This window comes from Nonomuraea sp. NPDC001831 (assembly GCF_042892035.1).
GTDB lineage: Bacteria > Actinomycetota > Actinomycetes > Streptosporangiales > Streptosporangiaceae > Nonomuraea.
Window position 1 is genome coordinate 167,114 of record NZ_JBIATU010000005.1, and the last position, 20,789, is coordinate 187,902.

The window sequence follows — 20,789 nt, forward strand, 5'->3', positions numbered from 1 at the left end:
TCCTGCTGAAGGCCGCCAAGAGGTAATAACAGGCGGTCAGCTGGGTAGTCGCCTTGCTCAGCGGAGGAGGCGACGTCGTGAACGATACCCACAAGCTGGTCAGTGATCTCTCCGACCAGGTCTCCAGGCTCGTCAAGGACGAACTGCGCCTGGCCAGGCTGGAGCTCGCGGAGAAGGGCAGGCGCGCGGGGTTCGGCGCGGGGCTGTTCGGCGCGGCCGGGATGGCCGCGTTCTTCGGCGGCGCCGCGCTGGTGACCGCCGTCGTCCTGCTCCTCGCTCTGGTCATGCCCGCGTGGGCGGCCGCCGCGATCGTGGGGGCGGTCCTGCTCATCGCCGCCGCCCTGCTCGGCCTGACCGGAAAGAACCAGGTGAAACAGGCCACGCCGCCGGTCCCCGAGGAGACCATCGCGAGCGTCAAGGCCGATATCGACATGGTCAAGGAGAGGGCACGCCGATGAGCGAGACGGACCCCGGATACAGCGAGCAGCACGCCGGTGACGTGGGCGCCCGCAGGGCGACCGTCGGCACGCCGACCGAACGCGAGTCGATCAACGTGCCTCCGACGAGACCGGGGGCTGCGGAGAACGCGAAACGGGCCGAACTGGCCCGCCAGGAACACGAGACCTTCATCCCCGAGACCCCCGTGCCCGACGACCGGACCGAGGCGGTGGAGAGCCGCGCGGTCGAGGAGGAGTCGCTGGGCGGCGGCGGGGGCGGGGGCCGTGGCGAGGACGACGAGGAAGAGGACGACGTGCGAAAAAGCATCAAGGAGACCAGGAACGAACTGGGCGACACGGTCAGCGCCCTGGCCCACAAGGCCGACCTGAAGGGCCGGGCCGCCGAGGCGGCCGGCACGGCCAAGGGCAAGGTCGCCGAGATCACCGGCGTGGCCAAGGGCAAGGCCGCCGAGGTGACCGGCACCGCCAAGGGCATGGCCGGCGAGGTCGCGGGCAAGGTCCGCGAGGCCACCCCCCACCAGGTCAAGGACGCCGCCACCGGGGCGCGCAAGCGTCCGGTGCTGCTGCTGGCCGCGGCGGCGGCGGTGGCGGCCCTCGTCGTGCGGCGGCTCAGGAAGCGCAACAGGGCGAAGTAGGCGTGCGTTCCCCCGAAAGACCTGCGGAACTGCCCCGCAGGGCCTGGTGGAGCGTGCTCAAACGCACCGTCGTCGAGTTCCGCAACGACGGCGTCCAGGACCTCGCGGCAGCGCTCACCTACTACGCCGTCCTGTCCATCTTCCCCGCGCTGATCGTGCTGGTGTCGGTGTTCGGCCTGCTCGGCAGGCGCGACACCGCCACCCTGGTCGGCAACCTCGTGGTGCTGGCGCCCGACGAGGTGCGCTCCCTGATCGTCACGGGCGTGCGCTCGGTCCAGGAGAACGCGGCCTCGGCCGGCCTGGTCGCGATCGTCGGCCTGCTGGTCGCGCTCTGGTCGGCGTCGGGCTACATCGGCGCGTTCATCCGGGCCGGCAACACCATCTACGACATCGACGAGGGGCGTCCGTTCTGGAAGGTGACGCCGCTCCGGATCGGGCTCACCGTGCTGGCGACCGTGCTGCTGGCGCTCGGCGCGATCTCCGTCGCGCTGACCGGCGACCTGGCCAGGAGCGTCGGAAAGGCGCTCGGCCTGGGCAGCGCGCTGGTGACCGCCTGGGACATCCTGAAATGGCCGGTGCTGGCGCTCGTCGCGGCCGGGCTGATCATGGTGCTCTACTGGGCCGCGCCGAACGTGCGCCAGCCCGGCGTGCGCTGGATCACCCCCGGCGGGCTGCTCGCGGTGGTGCTCTGGGTCGTGGTCTCCGGCGGCTTCGCCCTGTACGTGGGCCACTTCGGGTCCTACGGCAAGACCTACGGCACGCTGGCCGGCGTCGTGGTGTTCCTGATCTGGCTGTGGTTGTCGAACATGGCCCTGCTGCTGGGGGCCGAGCTGGACGCCGAGCTGATCAGGGAACGCCAGATCGCCGAGGGCGAGCCCGTCGGGCAGGAGCCGTACGTGGAGCCCAGGGACCCGCCGAAGGAGGATAGCCTTCCCGAGTGAAGCGTGGAAAGGCCGTCGTCGCCGCACTCGCCCTGCTGACCTCGGGGTTGGTGGCCGGCTGCGGCGACGGCTCGGCGGTCAGCGACTTCGGCACCGTCGTCAAGGGCGCCAAGGGCACGACCGTGCGCGCCGAGCTGCGCCCCGGGCAGCGGTTCTCGCTGGCCGTCCCGGACAACCCGTCGGTGGGCGACGACTGGCGCCTCGCGGCGGTGCCCGACGCCAGGGTGGCCTCCTACATCAGCGAGGAGCGCAGGAGCGCGGGCCAGGGCCCCGGCAGCGGCGGCACGGCCTACTTCGTCTTCAACACCAAGAGCCCGGGCACCGCCGAGATCACGCTGCGCGACTGCTGGCGCTGCGGCCGGAGCTCCACGCCGCCCGACGAGGAGAGCAGGCGGCAGTCGGGCGAGGCGGTCTTCGAGATCACCGTGCGCTGAGCACGGCCCGGCACAACACGTCGAGGGTGGTCGCGGTGATCACCTCGGCGTCGGCGTCGGCGTCGGCGCCGGACTCGGCGCACGCGGCCAGGCGGCGCCGGCCCTCGCCCAGGATGCTCCACCCCAGGTGGGCCACCAGGTCCGGATGCGGCTCCCCGGCCTCGGCGAGCAGGCCGCGCAGCGGCTCGATCATCGTCTCGTGCAGCTGGTCGAGCCGGTGGCGGCACTCGGCGGGCAGGTCGGCCGCGGCCACCGCGCGCAGCAGCGCGTGGTCGGGGCTGGTGACGAACGCCAGCGACACGGCGCCGAAGGCGCGCACCCGCTCCTCCAGGCCGCCGTCGCGGGTGGCCGTGACGAGCCGGTCGGCCCAGCGGGGGATCGCGTCCTCCACGAGCTGGGCCAGGATGTCGGCGGTGGAGGAGAAGTAGCGGTAGACGCTGGAGCGGGCCAGCCCGACCCGCGCGCCCACGGCCGCGGGGGTGAGCCCGGCCGGGCCCTCGGCCGCCAGGACCTCCATGGCGGCCGCCAGCAGGGCCGCGTGCTGGCTGGCCCGATGGTCGGCCACCGTGGCGGCGCTGATCCTCGGCACCGGACTCACTCCTCCTCGCGTCGTCTCCCCCCAGTATCGGGCAGCAGGAACGTCGCCCCGACGCCGCCGAACAGCACGATGCCGGTCACGATCGTGACCCGGCGGGTGGCGTCGGCCGCCGCCGCCACCGCGGCGGCGTGGTCGGCCGGCTCCCTGATCGCCGCGACGGCCGCGCCGGCGCTCTCCCGTACGGCCTGCCCGAGCGCGGGCTTGCCGGGCAGGCGTTCGGCCATCGCCGCGTCCAGACCGGTGACCAGGACGGCGCCCAGCACCGCGATGCCGACGGCGGCGCCGAGCTGCCGGATCGTGCTCTGGAGCCCGGAGGCCACGCCGGAGCGGCGGGCGGGCACGTCGGCGAGCATCACGTTCGGGAGCTGGGCCGAGGCGAAGCCGACGCCGACGCCGTACACGACGAGCCACGGCACCAGCGTCCACGGGCCGAGCGAGGGGGAGACGGCCAGGCCGATCGCGATCGCGCCCACGGCCTCCAGGACGAGCCCCAGCCGCACGACGACTCTGGGCGCCAGGCCCAGCCGCGGCACGACGCCGCCCGCCAGGAACGTGCCCCCGGCCAGCGAGGCGATGATCAGGCCGGTGGCGAACGCGGTGAACCCCATGGCCGCCTGCAGGAACAGCGGCAGCACCAGGATCAGGCCGAACTCGCCGAGACTGATGATCATCGCGGCGGCGCCGCCGTACCTGAAGGAGGGGATGGCGAACAGCGACAGGTCCAGCACGACCGGGCGGCCCGATCGTGCCCGCGACCGCTCGACCAGCAGCAGCGCGGTCAGCGCAAGCGCGGCGAGCCCGAAGGCGAACGGGATCGGCGAGACGCCGCCGAGCGGCCAGTCCCACCCGAACAGCGCGGCCTCGCCGGTCGGCGTGAACCAGCCGTAGCGCTGGCCCTCGATCAGGCCGAACACCAGCGCGGCCGGGCCGGCCACCGACAGCAGCACGCCGGGGACGTCCGAGCCGCCCGCCGCCGGGTCCTTCGACTCGGGCACCCTGGCCGTGCCGAGCAGCACGAGCAGGCCGATGGGCAGGTTCACCCAGAACGCCCAGCGCCAGCCGAAGTCGGTCACCACCCAGCCGCCGAGCAGCGGGCCGAGCGCGGCCATGCCGCCGATGATCGAGCCCCAGACGGCGAAGGCGATCGTCCGGCGCGAGCCCGTGTAGAGGGAGTTGATGATCGCCAGCGTCATCGGGACCACCATGGACGCCCCGACCCCCTGGACCACCCGGGCGGCGATGAGCAGCGCGCCGCTCGGCGCGGAGGCGGCCAGCATGCTCGCGGCCAGGAACACCACCAGGCCGACGGCGAACATCCGGCGCCTGCCGTGCACGTCGCCGGTCCGGCCGAGGGGGATGAGCAGGGCGGCGAAGGCCAGGGAGTAGATGGAGTTGACCCACTCGACGTCCGTGGCCGACAGGCCCAGATCGCCCATGATCGCGGGGACGGCGACGTTCACGATCGTCGCGTCGATGATGATCATCGACATCCCGACGCCGAGCACGATCAGCGGGAGCCAGCTCTGCCGGGTCCGCGCATTTAGCGACACCATGTCCCTAAAGATAGCAACATGCTGTCTCGAAACAAGGGGTAAGCTCCGGATCATGGACTTCATCCGGGTGCGTGCCTCGGCCGACGGCGCCGAGACGATCTCCTACTGGACCGGCGACGTCTACGGCTGGCAGGACGACGACGGCCCCCATCACCTGTTCGGCTTCGAGGGGCTGAACGTGGCGCGGGCCCGCCCGGCCGACGGCGGCTGGGAGCTGCTGACCAGAGAGGCGGCGCTCTACCTCGACCCGAGGACCAGGGAACCGATCGACGTGTGGGACAACCCGCTCACCGGACGGTCCGTCGAGGTGCAGCACGTCTTCAACGACCCGGTCAACCAGCGGCTCGGGGCCTATCCGGTGCCGGTGACGCGGTTGGGAGAGCAGGTCGTCTTCAACGCCGACATCCGCCTTTCCTACCCCTCGCCACTACCTGTCGCGAAATATCCGGAGAACTCGGCTCGGGACACGTACCGGGCGCTGGAGCTGTTCCAGTTCTTCGCCTCGGCCGCCGACGTCGAGTCCGGCATGCCCGACGTGCCGGCGGTCTTCTCCTGGTGCCGGGTCTCGCCCTGGCTGCCCTGGATGGCCATGGGGCAGCGGCCGGGCGGGCTGGTCTACCACTGCCGGGGCGCCAAGGTCGCCGACGTCCCCGGGCGGCTGCGCGAGCGCGTCGGCGAGCACTTCCTGCACGCCCCCGCCGAGTGGAGCGCGCCCAACATGACGAGCTGGACGGCCTTCGCCGATAAGGTCGGTCGGTGAGCACCGACCTGTTCTGCGAGATCATCGCCGGCGCGCGTCCCGCCCACGTGGTGAGCGCCGACGAGGTGGCCGTCTCCTTCCTCGACACCCGTCCGGTCTTCAAGGGGCACGTGCTCGTCGTGCCGCGGCTGCACGTCGAGACGCTGGCCGACCTCGCCGACGTCGGGCCGTTCTTCTCCCGGGTGCAGGCCGTGGCCAGGGCCGTGGAGGAGGGGCTGGAGGCGGCCGGCACGTTCGTGGCGATGAACAACCGGATCAGCCAGAGCGTGCCCCACCTGCACGTGCACGTCGTGCCGCGCAACCGCAAGGACGGGCTGCGCGGCTTCTTCTGGCCGCGCACCACCTACGACTCCGCGCAGGAGGCCGAGACCTACGCGGCGGCCGTCGCCAAGGCGCTGGCGGCCGAGTGAGGCTCGCACGTGGTGCCCGTGCCCGTGCCCGTGCCGGTGCAGGTGCAGGTGCCGGGGGCGGCGCGGGCGGCGGCGGGCGCTAGGCTCGGGGCGCGTGGAGTACCTGGTCGGCGTCGCCGTCGTGGCCGTGCTGGTGGGCGTGCCCGCGATCGTGCTCTGGCGCGTCATGCGGGGCCGCCGCGAGCTGGGCACCAGCCCGGCCGAGCGGGCCACGTTCGAGACCCTGCACACCGCCTCCATGGCCGGGCCGCCGCTGCGGGCCGGGCTGACCCCCGAGGGCGCCGAGCGCGCCTCCCGCCACCTGCGCGCGCTGCTCGGCTCGGCCGCGCTCGCGATCACCGACCGCGAGCGCCTGCTCGTCTACGACGGCGCCGGCGACCACCACGCCGCCCAGGCGTTCGAGCACGCCGCCGCCACCCTGCGGGACGGCCGCACCCAGGTGCTCACCATCGACTGCGAGCTGCTCGAATGCCCGATCCGGCACGCCGTCGTCGTCCCGCTCACCACCGACGACCGGCTGGTCGGCGCGCTGGCCGCCTACGGGCAGAACGCCTCGGCCGGCCTGGTCAGGGCGGCGCAGGAGGTGGCCGGCTGGGTGAACTCGCAGCTGGAGCTCGCCGAGCTCGACCGCTCGCGCACGCTGCTCATGGAGGCCGAGGTCCGGGCCCTGCGCGCGCAGATCTCGCCGCACTTCATCTACAACTCGCTCACCACGATCGCCTCCTTCGTCCGTACGGACCCAGAACGCGCCCGCGAGCTGCTGCTGGAGTTCGCCGACTTCACCCGCTACTCCTTCCGCCGGCACGGCGAGTTCACCACGCTGGCCGAGGAGCTGCACTCGATCGAGCGCTACCTCACCCTCGAACATGCCAGGTTCGGCGACCAGTTGCAGGTCACCCTGCGCATCGCCCCCGAGGTGCTGCCGGTGGCGGTGCCGTTCCTGTGCCTGCAGCCGCTGGTCGAGAACGCCGTCCGGCACGGCCTGGAGAGCCGCAACGGCGTCGGCCGCATCACGATCATCGCCGAGGACGCCGGCGCCGAGTGCCGCATCACCGTCGAGGACGACGGCCTCGGCATGGACCCCGAGCGGCTGCGCCGCATCCTGGCCGGCGAGATCGCCCCCACCGGCGGCGTCGGCCTGGCCAACGTCGACGAACGGCTCCGCCAGGTCTACGGCGACGAGTACGGCCTGGTCGTCGAGACCGGCCCGGGCGCGGGCACCAAGGTCAACGTGCGCCTGCCGAAGTACCACCCCGGCGTCTCGGCCCGCTGACCTTCAACCAGGCCGCCCTCATACCTGCCCCCACCTGTGACCCCGCCGTGACGGCCTTGACGTTTGGTGCCGGTTTCATCACTGTCTAATGCATTCGAGGTGTGAGGAGTGACGTGTGACCGGGCTGCGCGTCCTGGCGGTGGACGACGAGCTACCCGCGCTGGAGGACCTGTCCTACCTGCTCCGCGCCGACGCCCGCATCGGCGAGGTGGTGACGGCCCGCGACGGGGCGGCCGCGCTGCGCCTGCTGGACCGCGGCATCGCCGAGGGCCGCCCGATCGACGCCGTCTTCCTCGACATCCGCATGCGCGGGCTGGACGGCGTCGTGCTCGGACGGCTGCTGTCGCAGTTCGCCAACCCGCCGCGGGTCGTGTTCGTCACCGCCTACGAGGAGCACGCGGTGGACGCCTTCGAGATCAAGGCCGAGGACTACCTGCTCAAACCGGTACGTCCCGAACGGCTCGCCGAGGCCATCAGGCGCGTGGCGGTCTCGGCCGACGTGCCCGCCGAGACCGGCGAGAGCGACACCATCCCCGTCGAGCTGGGCGGCGTGACCCGGTTCGTATCCAGCGCCGACGTCCTCTACGTGGAGGCCCAGGGCGACTACGCCCGGCTGCACACCGCGAACGGCAGCCACCTCGTCCGCATCCCCCTCGCCACGCTGGAGGAACGCTGGGCCCCCGCCGGGTTCGTCCGGGTGCACCGCAGCCATCTGGTGGCCGTCAAGCACATCGAGGAACTGCACATCGACTCGGGCCGGTGCAGCGTGCGGGTCGGCGACACCGAGCTCCCGGTGAGCCGCCGGCACACCCGCGAGCTGCGCGACCTGCTGGTCCGCCGCGCCAGGAAGGGCAGGACGGAATGACCCCCGAACCCCGGCCGGGGCGTCCGGCGGGGTCGCCGCGCACCGACCCCGCCGCCCGCCGCACCGACGCCGCCCGCCGCATGGACGCCTTCCGCCGCTCCGAGACGCCGCGCCGGGTCAGCGTCACCAGCCCGCGCACCGCCGCCGCCCGCCGCCCCCGCTACCCGGCCACCAGGGAGATCGACGAGCAGACCCGCCTCGGCGAGGTCTACATGCGCTCGCTGCTGCGCACCCAGTTCCGGCTCGCCCTGTTCGTCTGCACCGTGCTGGCCTGCGTGGTCGGCGGCCTGCCGCTGCTGTTCCTGCTCATCCCCGAACTGCGCGAGGTGGACGTCCTCGGCGTCTCCCTGCCCTGGGCGGTGCTGGCCGGGCTCATCTACCCCGCCTTCGTCATCGGCGCCTGGCTGTACGTCCGCCAGGCCGAGCGCAACGAACGCCACTTCGCCGAGCTGGTGGAACGCCGGTGACCGGCGCGAAGGGCCCCTCGTGAGCCTCACCGCGGTGGTCGTCGTGATGGCGGCGGCCGTGCTCATCGGCGCGTACGGCATCAGGTTCTCCCGCACCACCTCCGACTTCTACGTCGCCTCCCGGACCGTCAGCCCGCTGTGGAACGCCTCCGCCATCGGCGGCGAGTACCTGTCGGCGGCCTCCTTCCTCGGCGTCGCCGGGCTCGTCCTGTCCTACGGCGTGGACATGTTGTGGCTGCCCGTCGGCTGGACCGGCGGCTACCTGGTGCTGCTGGTGCTGGTGTCGGCGCCGCTGCGGCGCTCGGGGGCGTACACGCTGCCCGACTTCGCCGAGGCCAGGCTGGAGTCGATGACCGTGCGCAGGACCGCCAGCGTGCTCGTCGTCCTGATCGGATGGCTGTACCTGATGCCGCAGTTCCAGAGCGCCGGGCTGGTGCTGCGCACGATCACCGGCGCGCCGGTGTGGGCGGGCGGGCTGCTGGTCGCCGGGGTGGTGGCGGTGAACGTGTTGTCCGGCGGCATGCGGTCGATCACGTTCGTGCAGGCGTTCCAGTACTGGCTCAAGCTGACCGCGCTGGCCGTGCCGCTGGTGTTCCTGCTGCTGGCCTGGAAGGGCGACGGCGCGCCCGCCCTCAGCGTCCAGGACGCCGCCACCTGGCAGATGCCGCTGGCCGGGGCCAAGGAGTACGGGCTCTACTCGACGTACTCGCTGATCCTGGCCACGTTCCTCGGCACGATGGGCCTGCCGCACGTGCTCGTGCGCTTCTACACCAACCCCGACGGCCGGGCCGCCCGCCGTACGACGCTGGTCGTGCTGACCCTGCTCGGCGCGTTCTACCTGCTGCCCGCCCTGTACGGCTGGCTCGGCCGCCTCTACGCCCCCGACCTCGTGCGCACCGACGCGGTCGTGCTCACCCTGCCCAGCCGCATGATCGGCGGCACGCTCGGCGACCTGCTCACCGCCCTGGTGACGGCCGGGGCGTTCGCGGCCTTCCTGTCCACCTCCTCGGGGCTGACCGTGTCCGTCGCCGGGGTGATCGCGCAGGACCTGCTGAAGGGCGGGGTGCGCTCGTTCCGGATCGCCACGCTGATGGCCGTCGCCGTGCCGCTGGCGCTGGCGTTGTGGGCGCGGGCGCTGCCGGTCGCGGACGTCGTGGGGCTGGCGTTCGCGGTGGCCGCCTCGTCGTTCTGCCCGCTGCTGGTGCTGGGCATCTGGTGGCGGCGGCTCACCACCACCGGGGCGCTGGCCGGGCTGTTCGTGGGGGGCGGGCTCGCCTGCTCGGCCGTGCTCGCCACGATCACCGGGGGGCCGTACGAGGGGCTCGCGGGGGCGCTGCTGGCCCAGCCGGCGGCCTGGACGGTGCCGATCGCGTTCACGGTGATGGTGTCGGTGTCGTTCCTGACGCCGCACCGCGTGCCGCCCGGGGTGGCCCGCACGATGGTCCGCCTCCACACCCCGGAGAACCTCGACCTGGACCGCGGCGACTGGCACCCCCGCTCCCCATGACCCCGCGCCCGGCCGGCGTGCCGGTGGGCGTCCGGCCGCCTGCCGCCTCGCTCAGGCGCCGGGACCTTCCCTCTCACGACCAGCCCGCGGCGACGCCTCCCAGGCGCTGGGACCTTCCCTCTCACGACCAGCCTGCGGCGACGCCTCCCAGGCGCTCCGACGCCACCCCGTTCCCGGCGGCGCCCTCGTTCCGCGCCACACCTGCGGCCCCCGCGCCGCCCGCCGCCCTTGACGCGGCCGGGCTCGTGCGGTCGCTCGCGGCTCGGGGCGTACGGTCGCCTCGCGTGGGACGCGGGATGTCGCCCCGGTCGTGGGGCTGTTCGCTCTGGGGCGGCGGGTCCAGGCCGGGCCGGTACGGGCCGGCGGCGCGCGGGGACGTGCTCCGGCCGGGCCAGGGCTGATCCGCCCCTTCCAGCCGGGCCGACCCCTCGGGCTCGGTGTCGGGTGGGGCCGGGGATCGGCCCGGGCGCGGCTGGGCGGTCCCCTGGGGCGGGACGTGCGGACGGGTCCACTCCTGCGACGTGCCGCCGGGGTGGGACGCGGGGCGGCCGGGCTGCTGTTGCTGCGCGGACGCCTGCGACGTGTGAGCGGGCTGGACCGGCGCCTGCGCCCGAGGGCCGGGTTGGGACGGTATCCGGTGGGCCAGGCCGGGATGGGACGGCTCCTGCGGCGGAGGGTCCAGACCCGGGCGGGGGCCGACGCCGGCGTGCGGGGTCCTGGAACGTCCGGGCCCCGGGTCACGGACGTCGGGCCCGGCCGCGCGGGAACGCCTGTCCGCAGGCGGCGGCATGACGTCCCGCGCCTGCCGGACGGGCTCGTCAGGGACGGTTCCCTCGTCGGGGGCGAAGTACGGTCGGGTCGGGGGCGTGGGCGGGGAGGCGTCGCCGTGCCGGGCGGCCTGTTCGGTCATGGGTCTGGCGGCCGTGCCGGCGTGGGTCTCGACGTCGAGCACCTCGTGTCCCGGGACGGTGTGCGGGGCCTGCTCGCCCGGGGCCGCGTGGCGGATGGTCCGTCCGGTGGCCGCGCCCAGGTCGCCCGCGTGCTTCCGCTCCGGCCGCCAGGAGGGCGCGCCGCCCCTCGGCCACCCCCGCCACACCCCGCCCTCCGGCCGGCTTCCCCGCATCCCGCGGCCCTCTTCCGGCGAGCCTCCCCGTGCCCCGCCGCCCTCTTCCGGCCGGCTTCCCCGCATCCCGCGGCCCTCTTCCTGCGGGCCTCCCCGAACTCCGCCGCCCTCTCCCGGCCGCCCTCCCCGAACCCCGCCTCCCTGCGCGGCCGAGGCGGTCGTCCCCGCGGCGGGCGTTCCCGGACCGGGTGTGCCCGGGGTGCGGGGGGCTGCGGTGGCCGGTTCGAAGAAGGACGACTCCGCGGCCGGGGAGTCCGGGGTGGCGGGGAAGGCGTGGCGCGGGGTGCGGGGCGGGGGAGCGGCGGTGGCCGGGGGCAGGTGGTCCAGGAGGTGGGGGGCGGCGGTCAGGAGGTGGTCGATGAGGTGCGCCACGTCGTCCAGCCGCACCCGCAGCGTCGCCCGCGCCCGCGGGCCGTCGCGCCGGCCCTCCGGCCCGGCCTCCTCCACCCGCAGCCCGGAGATCTCCAGGCACACCTCAGGGCTCGGACGGGCGGGCGCGCCGGAGCCGGGCGCCTGCTCCTCGGGCGTACGGTCGTCGCGGTACGGGCTGCTCTCGGCCATGACCTGCGATTACCCCTGCCGTATCCCATTAGGCTCCGAAATAAGGGGACTTGGGGGAGGTTTGACCGGAAGGTCAGACAACAGGCGGCAACTCGCCGGACCCTCGGGCGACCAGCTCCACGGGAACCGTGATCCGGCGCGGCTCGCGTACGGGATCCAGCAGCAGCTCCACCGCGCCGCGCGCCAGCCGGTCGATGTCGTACCGCACCACCGTCACCCCCGGGCTGAACAGGCCGGCCAGCGCGAAGTCGTCGAACCCCACGTACGCCGGCCGCTCGGGACGCCCCCGCAACGCCTGCAGCACCCCGATCGCCGCCCGGTTGTTCGTCGCGAAGAACGCCGTCGGCGGGCCGGGCAGATCGAGCAGCCGCCCCACCTCGTACGACACCCGCCCCGGATCGAACACCCCCCGCACCACCAGCGCCTCGTCGGCCGCCACCCCCGCCTCGCGCAGCGCCGCCCGGTAGCCACGGGCCCGGTGGTGCACCGAGCTCAGCCCGTCGTCGTCGGAGATCAGCGCGATGCGGCGGTGCCCGTGGGCGAGCAGGTGCGCGGTCGCCGTCCGGCCGCCGCGCTCGTCGTCGAGCATGACCACGTCGGCGCGGTCGAGCCCGCGCGGCACGCGGTCGACGAAGACCGTGCGCGGGCCGCCGTGCTCGGCCAGCCAGGAGTGGTCGGCCGCCGAGGGCACGACGATCAGCGCGTCCACGCCCCGCGCGTGCATCGACTCGATCAGCATGCGCTCCTTGTCCGGACGCTCCTCGTACGAGCCGAACACCACCAGCGCCTCGTGCTCGGCCGCCGCCGCCTCCACCGCGGCGGCCAGGCGGGCGTAGAACTCGTTGGAGATGTTCTCCATCACCAGGCCGAGCGTGAGCATGGTCGCGCCGCGGGCCAGCCGGGCGGCGGCCTCGTTGCGGCGGAAGCCGAGCGCGCTGATCGAGTCGTGCACCCGCTGCTGCAGCGAGGCCCGGACGTGCGGCTCCTGGTTGACCACGCGGGACACCGTCTTCAGGCTGACGCCCGCGTGCCGGGCGACGTCCGCCATGGTGGGCTTACGCGTTGTCATAGTCTGCCCCCATGGAGGATGAATGGATCTGCGGCCGGATGGGCGAGGACGAGCCGTGGACGCTGGGCGCGGTGAACCCGCCGGTGTTCGAGAACTCGTTGTTCACCTTCGGGACGGCGGCCGAGCTCGGCGCCGCGATCCGGGACGAGGACGAGCGGTACGTCTACGGCCGCGGCACCAACCCGACCGTCGACGTGGCGCAGCGCAAGCTGGCCGCGCTGGAGCGCGGTGAGCGGGCCAAGTGCTTCGGCTCGGGGATGGGCGCCATCTCGGCGACGATCTCCTCGCTCGTCTCGGCCGGCGACCACGTGCTGGTGCTCGGCGCGGTGTACGGGCCGACCACGCAGTTCCTGCGCTACCTGGAGAAGTACGGCGTCACGCATACGCACGTCGACGACCTCGCGGGATGTGACAGCGCTATCAGGGCGAGTACCCGCCTACTCTACTTCGAGTCGCCCTCCTACATGGCGTACGCGATCGTGGACATCGCCGAGGTGGCGGCCTGGGCGCGCGGGCGCGGGCTCGTCACGGTGATGGACAACACCTGGTCCACGCCGCTGTTCCAGAAGCCGCTGACGCTGGGCGTGGACCTGGTCGTGCACTCGCTCTCCAAATACGTCGGCGGGCACAGCGACCTGGTCGGCGGCGTGGTGGTCGGCCCGGCGCGGCTGATCCGGCCGCTGGCGCTGACGGAGTACCAGCTCTACGGCGCGGCCATGTCGCCGCACGACGCGGCCAAGGTGATCAAGGGGCTGCGCACGCTGCCCGTGCGCATGGCCGCCCACCAGGAGCGGGGGCTCGCGGTGGCGGCGTTCCTGGAGGGGCATCCCGCCGTACGGGCGGTGAACCACCCGGGGTTGCCCTCGCATCCGGGCCATGCGACCGCGTTGCGGCAGATGTCCGGCTTCTCCAGCCTGTTCAGCATCGAGCTCGCCACGGACGATCGCCAACAGGCCGCACTTTTCCTCGATAAATTGCGACATTTCAGGATCGGGGTGTCCTGGGGTGGCTTCGAGAGCCTGGTCAACGCCCCCGCCCTGACCGTCGAGGAGAGCGTACGGGCCACCATGGGCATCCCCGTCGGCCTGGCCCGCCTGTCGATCGGCCTGGAGCCCGCCGCGACCCTCATCGAGGACCTGGACCAGGCGCTGGGCGCCCTGCCCGGCCCGCCGCGTCCGATATCGGGGTGAACGGAATACCCGACCGCTCATCGCGCCGAACAGACCTTTCACCGCAGGCCATCCCCAACTAATCGCGGTACGCGAGCGGCTCGCCGAACAGCACCCCCACGGCTCTCCACGACGGGTAGGTTGCGCTCTTACGTTGAGCGTGATCCGCATCACAGTGGAGGTCTCGTGACGACCAGAGAACATGACGCGTCCGTCTATGAACAGGTGCAGGAGAGCAGTGAGTTCCAGGAGTTGAAGCGGCGTTTCCGCCGCTGGACCTTCCCCATGACGGTGGCCTTCCTGGTGTGGTACCTGCTGTACGTGGTGCTGTCCGGGTGGGCCCGCGGCTTCATGGGCATCAAGTTGTTCGGCGACATCAACGTCGGGCTGATCTTCGGGTTGCTGCAGTTCGTCTCGACGTTCCTCATCGCGTGGGCGTACGCGCGGCACGCCGAGAAGAAGCTCGACCCGATCGCCGACAAGCTCCGTCACGAGGTCGAGGAGAAGACGCAGTGAGTTCCACGACGCTGGGGATGATCCTCTTCCTCACCTTCGTCGCCGGCACCCTGGCCATCACGTTCTGGGCCAGCCGCCAGACCAAGACCGCCGCCGACTACTACGCGGGCGGCCGGTCCTTCAGCGGCGTCCAGAACGGCCTGGCGATCGGCGGCGACTACATGTCGGCCGCCTCCTTCCTCGGCATCGCCGGCATCATCGCCGTCTCCGGCTACGACGGGTTCCTGTACTCCATCGGGTTCCTGGTCGCCTGGCTGGTGGCGTTGCTGCTGGTGGCCGAGCTGATGCGGAACTCCGGCAAGTTCACCATGGCCGACGTGCTGGCGTTCCGGATGAGCCCGCGCCCGGTGCGCACGGCGGCGGGCGTGTCCACGATCGTGGTCAGCATCTTCTACCTGCTGGCCCAGATGGTCGGTGCGGGCGCGCTGGTCGGCCTGCTGCTCGGCATCACCAGCGAGGCCGGCAAGGTCTGGACGATCATCGGCGTCGGCGCGCTGATGATCGTCTACGTGGTGTTCGGCGGCATGAAGGGCACCACCTGGGTCCAGATCGTCAAGGCCGTGCTGCTGATGACCGGCGCCGCGCTGGTGACGCTGCTGGTGCTGGGCAAGTACGGCTTCAACCTGTCGTCCCTGCTCGGCCAGGCCGCCGCCACCAGCGGCCCGAAGGCCAACCCCGGCAACTTCCTCATCCCCGGCCTGAAGTACGGCACCGACGCCCAGGGGCTCGCGGGCAAGATCGACCTGATCAGCCTCGGTCTCGCGCTGGTGCTCGGCACGGCGGGCCTGCCGCACATCCTCATCCGCTTCTACACCGTCCCCACCGCCAAGGACGCCCGCAAGTCGGTCCTGTGGGGCATCGGCATCATCGGCGTGTTCTACCTGCTGACGCTGGTGCTCGGCTTCGGCGCGGCGGCCATCGTCGGCAAGACCGACATCCTCAAGGCCGACAAGGCGGCCAACACCGCCGCCCCGCTGCTCGCCGAGCGGATCGGCGCGCAGATCTTCGGCGACGTCGGCGGCACGATCCTGCTCGCGCTGATCGGCGCCGTGGCCTTCGCCACGATCCTGGCCGTCGTCGCCGGCCTGACCCTCGCCTCCTCCTCCAGCTTCGCCCACGACCTGTACGCGCACGTCTTCAAGCGCGGCGGCGCCAGCGAGCGGCAGGAGGTCGTGGTGGCCCGCGTCTCGGCCCTGGTGATCGGCGCCATCGCGATCGGCCTCGGCATCCTCGCCCAGGGCCAGAACGTCGCGTTCCTGGTCGCCCTGGCCTTCGCCATCGCGGCCTCGGGCAACCTGCCGGCGATCCTCTACAGCCTGTTCTGGAAGAGGTTCAACACGGCGGGCGCGGTCGCGGCCATCTACGGCGGCCTCGGCTCGGCGCTGATCCTGGTGATCTTCTCGCCGGTGGTCTCGGCCCCGCCGCCGCCCCCCGGCGCCGCGGTGACCGCGCTGATCCACGGCGTGGACTTCCACTGGTTCCCGCTGAGCAACCCGGGCATCGTCTCCATCCCGCTCGGCTTCCTGTTCGGCTGGCTGGGCACGATCCTCAGCAAGGAGTACAACGCCGCCAAGTACGCCGAGATCGAGGTGCGCTCGCTGACCGGCGTGGGCGCCGAGAAGGCCGCCGAGCACTGACCCTCGCTCTCCCTGCGTGAACGGGGCCCGGCCTGCCACAGGCCGGGCCCCGTTTACGGGTGCCCGGCAGGGGAAGCGGTCCCGGGCTCCGCTGTCACCCCTGACCGGCAGCGAGAACCCAGTGACATGAGTGGTCGACGCGATCTCGGCGACACCGGTGCGTTCTCAGGCAGACGAACGCGGCCACACCGCCCCGCGCCGCCTTGACAGTGTGGAGGGCGAAACCCCATGAGATCCGCCACGAGATCCGCCATGAGATCCCCCGTCGTCCGCTGGCCGGCGCTCACCCTCTCCCTGGCTCTGGCCCTCGCCGGGTGCGCCAGGGGGACCGGGGGCGGGACGGCGGCCGCCCAGCAGCCCAGCCGGTACGACCCGGCCGCCACGTTCACGGGCACCCTGACCGTCATGGGGTTCGGCGCCGGCGACGAGATCGGCGCCACCCGCCTGGACAAGGCCAGGGCCGCGCTCGGCGGGGCGGACGTCAAGCTCGTCGAGGGCGACCTCGACATCCAGCAGTTCCTGTCCTCGGTGGCGGCCGGCGACCCGCCCGACCTCGTCTACGCCAACCGCGACCAGATCGGCACCTTCGCCTCCCGCGGCGCGATCGTCCCGCTCACCGCCTGCGTCAAGGGCGAGCGGATCGACACCTCGATGTACGACAGGAACGCCCTGGCCCAGGTGACGTTCGGCGGCGAGGTCTGGGCCGTCCCGGAGTTCAACCAGGTCCAGATCGTCATGGCCGACGCCGGCCTGCTCAAGGAGGCCGGGCTCACCGTCGCCGACGTCAACGGCTCCGACTGGAAGAAGATCACCGAGGCGACGAAGAAGCTGGTCAAGGCGCCGGGCGGCAAACTCCGGGTGATCGGCTTCGACAGCAAGCTGCCCGAGTTCCTGCCCTTGTGGGCCAAGGCCAACGGCGCCGACCTGCTGTCGCCCGACGGGCGCACCGCGCGGCTCAACAGCCCGCAGGTGGTCCAGGCGCTGGAGTTCGCCGTCGGGATCTACGCCGCCCAGGGCGGCTTCGCCAAGGTCAAGGCGGTGCGCGACGCGGCCGACTTCTTCGGCAAGGGCAACCAGTTCGCCGAGCACGGGCTCGGGGCGATGCCCATGGAGCAGTGGTACGTCAACGTGCTCAACGACGTCTCGCCCAAGGCGTCGCTGGCCTTCGACGCCTTCCGCACGCCGCAGGGCGAGCCGCTGGCCTACTCGTCCGGATCGGCCTGGGCCATCCCCAAGGGGGCCGGGAACGCCGCGGCCGCCTGCCGCTTCGCCAGGACGATGACCCTTGTGGACACCTGGACGGCCGCCGCCCGCGCCCGGCTGGACAAGCGCAAGGGCCAGGGCAAGCCGTTCACCGGCGTGCTGACCGGCAACGTGCGGGCCGACAAGGAGATCCGGAAGATGCTCACCTCGGGCGGCGAGCCCTGGGACTCGGGCGTCAAGGCGTTCTACGAGGCCAACGAGCACACCTTCAGCCTGCCGGCCAACCCGGCCGACAAGGAGTTCAAGGACGCCTGGCAGGGCGCGGTGAACCGGGTGCTCAACGGCCAGGACCAGCCCCGGCGGGCGCTCGACGAGGCCCAGCGGGACGCCCAGGCCGCACTCGACAAGGCGTGGGCCGGGTGGACGAAGCGCACCGACTGACATGGCCCGCACCCGCATCCGCAGCACGCGCTTCGTCGAGACCCGGGCGGCGCTGCTGTTCATCAGCCCGTGGCTGGCCGGTTTCCTGATCTTCACCGCCTGGCCGATCGTCAACAGCGCCTACCTGTCGCTGACCGACTACGACGTCATCAACGACCCGGACTTCGTCGGCCTCGACAACTACCGGCAGCTGTTCGCCGACCCGAAGGTCGGACTCGCGCTGTGGAACACCTTCGTCTACACCGCGCTGTCCGTGCCCGCCCACATCGTCGTCGCGCTCGGGCTCGCCCTGCTGCTCAACACGGCGGCGCGGGCCACCGGGTTCTTCCGCACCGCCTACTTCCTGCCCAAGATGACGCCGCCGGTGGCGGTCGGCATCCTGCTGCTGATGTTGTTCAACGGCCAGAACGGGCTGATCAACGGCGCGCTCGGCCTGCTGGGGATCGACGGCCCCGCCTGGACCACCGATCCCGACTGGGTCAAGCCGGGCCTGGTGCTGATGCACCTGTGGACCGTCGGCTCGTCGATGATCATCCTGCTCGCCGCCCTGCGCGGCGTCCCCCAGGAACTGCACGACGCCGCGCTGGTGGACGGCGCCGGCTGGTGGCGCCGCACGCTGCGCATCACCGTGCCGCTGATCAGCCCGACGCTGTTCTTCCTGTTCATCGTGAACACCATCAACGCCCTGCAGTCCTTCACCGAGGCGTACACGGCCTTCTTCGGCGCGGGCAACACGACCTACGGCAACGACGCCGCCCTGTTCTACGTGATCTACCTGTTCCAGCAGGCCTTCGAGTTCCTGCACATGGGGTACGCCTCGGCGCTGGCCTGGCTGCTGTTCATCGTGATCATGCTGATCACCGCCGTGCAGATCCTGGTGACCAGGCGGTACGTGCACTACGAAGGGGGACAGCCGTGAGACGCCTGCGGCGCGTCGCCGCGTTCACGGCGCTGACCGCGTTCGCCGGCGCGTTCATCTACCCGTTCGTGTGGCTGCTGAGCGCCTCGTTCAAGCCGCGCGGCGAGGTGTTCGACAACCGGCTGCTGCCCGAGACGTTCACCTTCGACAACTACATCAAGATCTGGCAGGAGGCGCCGCTCGCGCTCTGGATGGCCAACACGCTGCTGGTCACCGTACTGGCGGCGGTCGCGGTCACGTTCAGCAGCGCCATGGTGGCCTGGGGGTTCGCCTACTTCCGCTTCCCCGGCAGAGGGCCGCTGTTCGGGCTCGTGCTGGCCACGATGATGCTGCCCGGAGCGGTCACCATGATCCCGGTGTTCCTCATCTGGAACTCCCTCGGCATGGTGGGCACCCTCACGCCCCTGTGGGCCCAGAACCTGTTCGGCAGCGCCTTCTACATCTTCCTGCTGCGGCAGTTCTTCCTCACGCTGCCGCGCGAGCCGTTCGAGGCGGCCAGGATCGACGGGGCGGACAACTGGACGATCTTCTCCAGGATCGCGCTGCCGCTGTGCCGGCCCGCCGTCGTGGTGACGCTGCTGTTCGAGTTCCAGATGGCCTGGACGGACCTGATGCGGCCGCTGATCTACCTGCGCGACTCCGGCACCTTCACCGTCCCGCGCGGCCTGAAGGCCCTGCTCGACCAGTACGGGTTCGGCGGCGAGTGGCACTGGGAGATCGTCATGACCGCCGGCGTGCTCACGACGATCCCGATGATCGTGCTGTTCTTCCTCGGCCAGAAGCACTTCGTCAAGGGCATCGCCACCTCCGGCGGCAGATGAGTCGCGCCGCCCTCCCGGGCCGGCCCGGTGCGGGACCGGCCCGGAAGGCGGGCGAATCAGCTTCCGACCGGCTCCGCGCGCAGCCGGGCCGAGTGCTTGACCAGGGTGATCAGCACCTCGCGGCTGGAGTCCCGCTTGCGCGCGTCGCACATCACGATCGGGATCGACGGGTTGAGCTGCAGCGCCAGCCGCACCTCGTCCAGCTCGAACGTCGGCGACCCCTCGAAGCAGTTGACCGCCACCACGAACGGCGTCCCGCGCCGCTCGAAGTAGTCGACCGAGGGGAAGCAGTCGGCCAGGCGGCGGGTGTCGGCCAGGATGACGGCCCCCAGGGAGCCCTCGGCCAGCTCGTCCCACACGAACCAGAAGCGTTCCTGCCCGGGGGTGCCGAACAGGTACAGGACGTAGTCGGTGCCCAGGGTGATGCGCCCGAAGTCCATGGCCACCGTGGTGGTGCGCTTGGCCTCCACGGAGGTCAGGTCGTCGACGCCCACGCTGCGGTCGGTCAGCACCTCCTCGGTGCGCAACGGCCGGGTCTCGGACACGGCTCCGACCATCGTCGTCTTGCCCGCCCCGAACCCTCCGGCGATCAGGATCTTGATCGCCGTCGGGAGGCGCGGGCGCTCAGAGCGAGCGAAGACCATCGAGCACCGCCCTGTACATCTTCATGTCATGCATGTCCACCTCGGATTGCGGTTCCTGGGCAGAGACGAGTTCGCGGTCGAACAGGTCGCCGAGCAGCACGCGGATCGTGCCGGCCGGCAGGTTGAGGTGCGCGGCTATCTCGGCGACGGACTTGGGTTCGCGGCAGAGCTGGAGGATGCGCAGGTGTTCGGGGTCCAGCCCGGCGTCGGGGCCCGGCGGCGGACCCACCGCCAGCGCCATGGAGATGAGGTCGAACTTGCCGTGCGCGGGCTGGGTCCGCCCGCGCGTGACGACGTAGGGCCGGATGATCTCCGGATCGATCCAGTGCTCGTCCGTGGACTCACCCGTGGTGCTCACCGGTCGCTCCTGGCCACGGCCTCGGCGTTGCGCGCGCCGGAGGTGAGGTACTGGCCGACCCGCGCCACCAGCATCGCCATCTCGTAGGCCACCAGCCCGATGTCGGCGTTCTGGGCGCACAGCACGGCCAGGCAGGCACGTTCGCCGGCGGTCGTCACGATCAGGAACTGCGACTTCCACTCCACGACCGTCTGCCGCACCGCGCCGGCGGCGATGTGGTCCGCGACGCCCTTGGCCAGGCTCTGCAGGCCGGAGGCGACGGCCGACAGGTGCTCCCCGTCGGTGCGCTGCAGACCGGCCGACGAGGCCATGAGCAGGCCGTCGGAGGACAGCACGATGGCGTGCTCGGCCTCCTTGATCCGGCCGATCAGGTCGTCGAGCAGCCAGTTGAGGTCGGTGCCCGCGGTGGGCGTCATGTCGGGCCTCC

At 72.1% G+C, this 20,789-nt stretch carries 23 protein-coding genes; 16 read left to right on the top strand and 7 right to left on the bottom strand.

All coding sequences use genetic code 11. From position 1 onward, the window contains the following. Positions 1–77 precede the first annotated feature (77 nt). The 4 genes from ACFYYW_RS18660 to ACFYYW_RS18675 are packed head-to-tail and all read left to right on the top strand — an operon-like array spanning position 78 to position 2,468. On the top strand, positions 78–458 hold the full coding sequence (locus ACFYYW_RS18660) for a phage holin family protein (RefSeq protein ID WP_352328829.1): 381 nt from the start codon (positions 78–80) through the stop codon (positions 456–458). Continuing rightward, positions 455–1,093, top strand: a complete 639-nt coding sequence (locus ACFYYW_RS18665; RefSeq protein ID WP_387650183.1) for a DUF3618 domain-containing protein — start codon at positions 455–457, stop codon at positions 1,091–1,093. The genes ACFYYW_RS18660 and ACFYYW_RS18665 overlap by 4 nt, the downstream gene beginning before the upstream one ends. Before the next feature lie 53 nt (positions 1,094–1,146). Beyond that, positions 1,147–2,034 (top strand): YihY/virulence factor BrkB family protein, encoded by an 888-nt coding sequence (locus tag ACFYYW_RS18670; protein WP_352328832.1) that lies wholly within the window; start codon positions 1,147–1,149, stop codon positions 2,032–2,034. Beyond that, on the top strand, positions 2,031–2,468 hold the full coding sequence (locus ACFYYW_RS18675) for a protease inhibitor I42 family protein (RefSeq protein WP_387650185.1): 438 nt from the start codon (positions 2,031–2,033) through the stop codon (positions 2,466–2,468). The genes ACFYYW_RS18670 and ACFYYW_RS18675 overlap by 4 nt, the downstream gene beginning before the upstream one ends. On the opposite strand, the gene ACFYYW_RS18680 is transcribed toward ACFYYW_RS18675, so the two are convergent. Both ACFYYW_RS18680 and ACFYYW_RS18685 read right to left on the bottom strand, forming a co-directional pair. Next, positions 2,455–3,057 carry a TetR/AcrR family transcriptional regulator gene (locus tag ACFYYW_RS18680; protein WP_387650187.1) on the bottom strand — a complete coding sequence of 201 codons (603 nt, stop codon included), beginning with the start codon at positions 3,055–3,057 and terminating at the stop codon, positions 2,455–2,457. The two genes, ACFYYW_RS18675 and ACFYYW_RS18680, sit on opposite strands and share 14 nt — an antisense overlap. A gap of 5 nt (positions 3,058–3,062) precedes the next feature. Beyond that, a complete protein-coding gene (locus ACFYYW_RS18685; RefSeq protein WP_387650189.1) occupies positions 3,063–4,619 on the bottom strand; it encodes an MFS transporter in 1,557 nt (518 codons plus the stop codon). A gap of 52 nt (positions 4,620–4,671) precedes the next feature. Here ACFYYW_RS18685 and ACFYYW_RS18690 point away from each other — a divergent pair, with 52 nt between their 5' ends. From ACFYYW_RS18690 to ACFYYW_RS18715, 6 genes are all read left to right on the top strand, one after another. After that, positions 4,672–5,379, top strand: a complete 708-nt coding sequence (locus ACFYYW_RS18690; protein WP_352324467.1) for a DUF1838 family protein — start codon at positions 4,672–4,674, stop codon at positions 5,377–5,379. After that, entirely contained in the window at positions 5,376–5,789 is a 414-nt protein-coding gene (locus ACFYYW_RS18695) for an HIT family protein (RefSeq protein WP_387650191.1), read from the top strand. The genes ACFYYW_RS18690 and ACFYYW_RS18695 overlap by 4 nt, the downstream gene beginning before the upstream one ends. A 94-nt stretch (positions 5,790–5,883) precedes the next feature. Further along, positions 5,884–7,062: a histidine kinase gene (locus tag ACFYYW_RS18700; protein WP_352324465.1), complete on the top strand. Its 1,179-nt coding sequence runs from the start codon at positions 5,884–5,886 to the stop codon at positions 7,060–7,062. Positions 7,063–7,177: 115 nt separating this feature from the next. Beyond that, positions 7,178–7,927 carry a LytTR family DNA-binding domain-containing protein gene (locus tag ACFYYW_RS18705; protein ID WP_352324464.1) on the top strand — a complete coding sequence of 250 codons (750 nt, stop codon included), beginning with the start codon at positions 7,178–7,180 and terminating at the stop codon, positions 7,925–7,927. After that, positions 7,924–8,394 (top strand): hypothetical protein, encoded by a 471-nt coding sequence (locus ACFYYW_RS18710; RefSeq protein WP_387650193.1) that lies wholly within the window; start codon positions 7,924–7,926, stop codon positions 8,392–8,394. The genes ACFYYW_RS18705 and ACFYYW_RS18710 overlap by 4 nt, the downstream gene beginning before the upstream one ends. 46 nt (positions 8,395–8,440) lie before the next feature. Beyond that, positions 8,441–9,901: a cation acetate symporter gene (locus ACFYYW_RS18715; protein WP_387650587.1), complete on the top strand. Its 1,461-nt coding sequence runs from the start codon at positions 8,441–8,443 to the stop codon at positions 9,899–9,901. A 121-nt stretch (positions 9,902–10,022) separates the two neighbouring features. Here the strand turns inward: ACFYYW_RS18715 and ACFYYW_RS18720 are convergent, their stop codons facing one another. Continuing rightward, positions 10,023–11,585 carry a hypothetical protein gene (locus tag ACFYYW_RS18720; RefSeq protein WP_387650195.1) on the bottom strand — a complete coding sequence of 521 codons (1,563 nt, stop codon included), beginning with the start codon at positions 11,583–11,585 and terminating at the stop codon, positions 10,023–10,025. A 73-nt stretch (positions 11,586–11,658) separates the two neighbouring features. Further along, positions 11,659–12,654, bottom strand: coding sequence for a LacI family DNA-binding transcriptional regulator (locus tag ACFYYW_RS18725; RefSeq protein WP_387650196.1), 996 nt, complete (start codon positions 12,652–12,654; stop codon positions 11,659–11,661). A gap of 11 nt (positions 12,655–12,665) precedes the next feature. Here ACFYYW_RS18725 and ACFYYW_RS18730 point away from each other — a divergent pair, with 11 nt between their 5' ends. The 6 genes from ACFYYW_RS18730 (at position 12,666) to ACFYYW_RS18755 (ending at position 19,360) form a co-directional block, all read left to right on the top strand. Continuing rightward, positions 12,666–13,844, top strand: coding sequence for an aminotransferase class I/II-fold pyridoxal phosphate-dependent enzyme (locus tag ACFYYW_RS18730; protein WP_352324459.1), 1,179 nt, complete (start codon positions 12,666–12,668; stop codon positions 13,842–13,844). Between the two features lie 165 nt (positions 13,845–14,009). Next, a complete protein-coding gene (locus ACFYYW_RS18735) occupies positions 14,010–14,339 on the top strand; it encodes a DUF485 domain-containing protein (RefSeq protein ID WP_352324458.1) in 330 nt (109 codons plus the stop codon). 17 nt (positions 14,340–14,356) lie between these two features. Beyond that, entirely contained in the window at positions 14,357–15,976 is a 1,620-nt protein-coding gene (locus ACFYYW_RS18740; protein WP_352324470.1) for a cation acetate symporter, read from the top strand. 252 nt (positions 15,977–16,228) lie between these two features. After that, positions 16,229–17,620 (top strand): ABC transporter substrate-binding protein, encoded by a 1,392-nt coding sequence (locus ACFYYW_RS18745; protein WP_387650198.1) that lies wholly within the window; start codon positions 16,229–16,231, stop codon positions 17,618–17,620. A gap of 1 nt (position 17,621) precedes the next feature. Further along, entirely contained in the window at positions 17,622–18,539 is a 918-nt protein-coding gene (locus tag ACFYYW_RS18750) for a carbohydrate ABC transporter permease (RefSeq protein WP_387650200.1), read from the top strand. Beyond that, positions 18,536–19,360 carry a carbohydrate ABC transporter permease gene (locus ACFYYW_RS18755; RefSeq protein WP_387650201.1) on the top strand — a complete coding sequence of 275 codons (825 nt, stop codon included), beginning with the start codon at positions 18,536–18,538 and terminating at the stop codon, positions 19,358–19,360. Before ACFYYW_RS18750 ends, ACFYYW_RS18755 begins: the two co-directional genes overlap by 4 nt. Before the next feature lie 56 nt (positions 19,361–19,416). On the opposite strand, the gene ACFYYW_RS18760 is transcribed toward ACFYYW_RS18755, so the two are convergent. Genes ACFYYW_RS18760 through ACFYYW_RS18770 form a run of 3 tightly spaced genes read right to left on the bottom strand, consistent with a single transcriptional unit; the run spans position 19,417 to position 20,778 of the window. After that, positions 19,417–20,004: an ATP/GTP-binding protein gene (locus ACFYYW_RS18760; RefSeq protein ID WP_352324453.1), complete on the bottom strand. Its 588-nt coding sequence runs from the start codon at positions 20,002–20,004 to the stop codon at positions 19,417–19,419. Beyond that, entirely contained in the window at positions 19,985–20,362 is a 378-nt protein-coding gene (locus ACFYYW_RS18765) for a DUF742 domain-containing protein (RefSeq protein WP_352324452.1), read from the bottom strand. Before ACFYYW_RS18765 ends, ACFYYW_RS18760 begins: the two co-directional genes overlap by 20 nt. Continuing rightward, on the bottom strand, positions 20,359–20,778 hold the full coding sequence (locus ACFYYW_RS18770) for a roadblock/LC7 domain-containing protein (RefSeq protein ID WP_352324451.1): 420 nt from the start codon (positions 20,776–20,778) through the stop codon (positions 20,359–20,361). The genes ACFYYW_RS18765 and ACFYYW_RS18770 overlap by 4 nt, the downstream gene beginning before the upstream one ends. Positions 20,779–20,789: the final 11 nt, after the last annotated feature.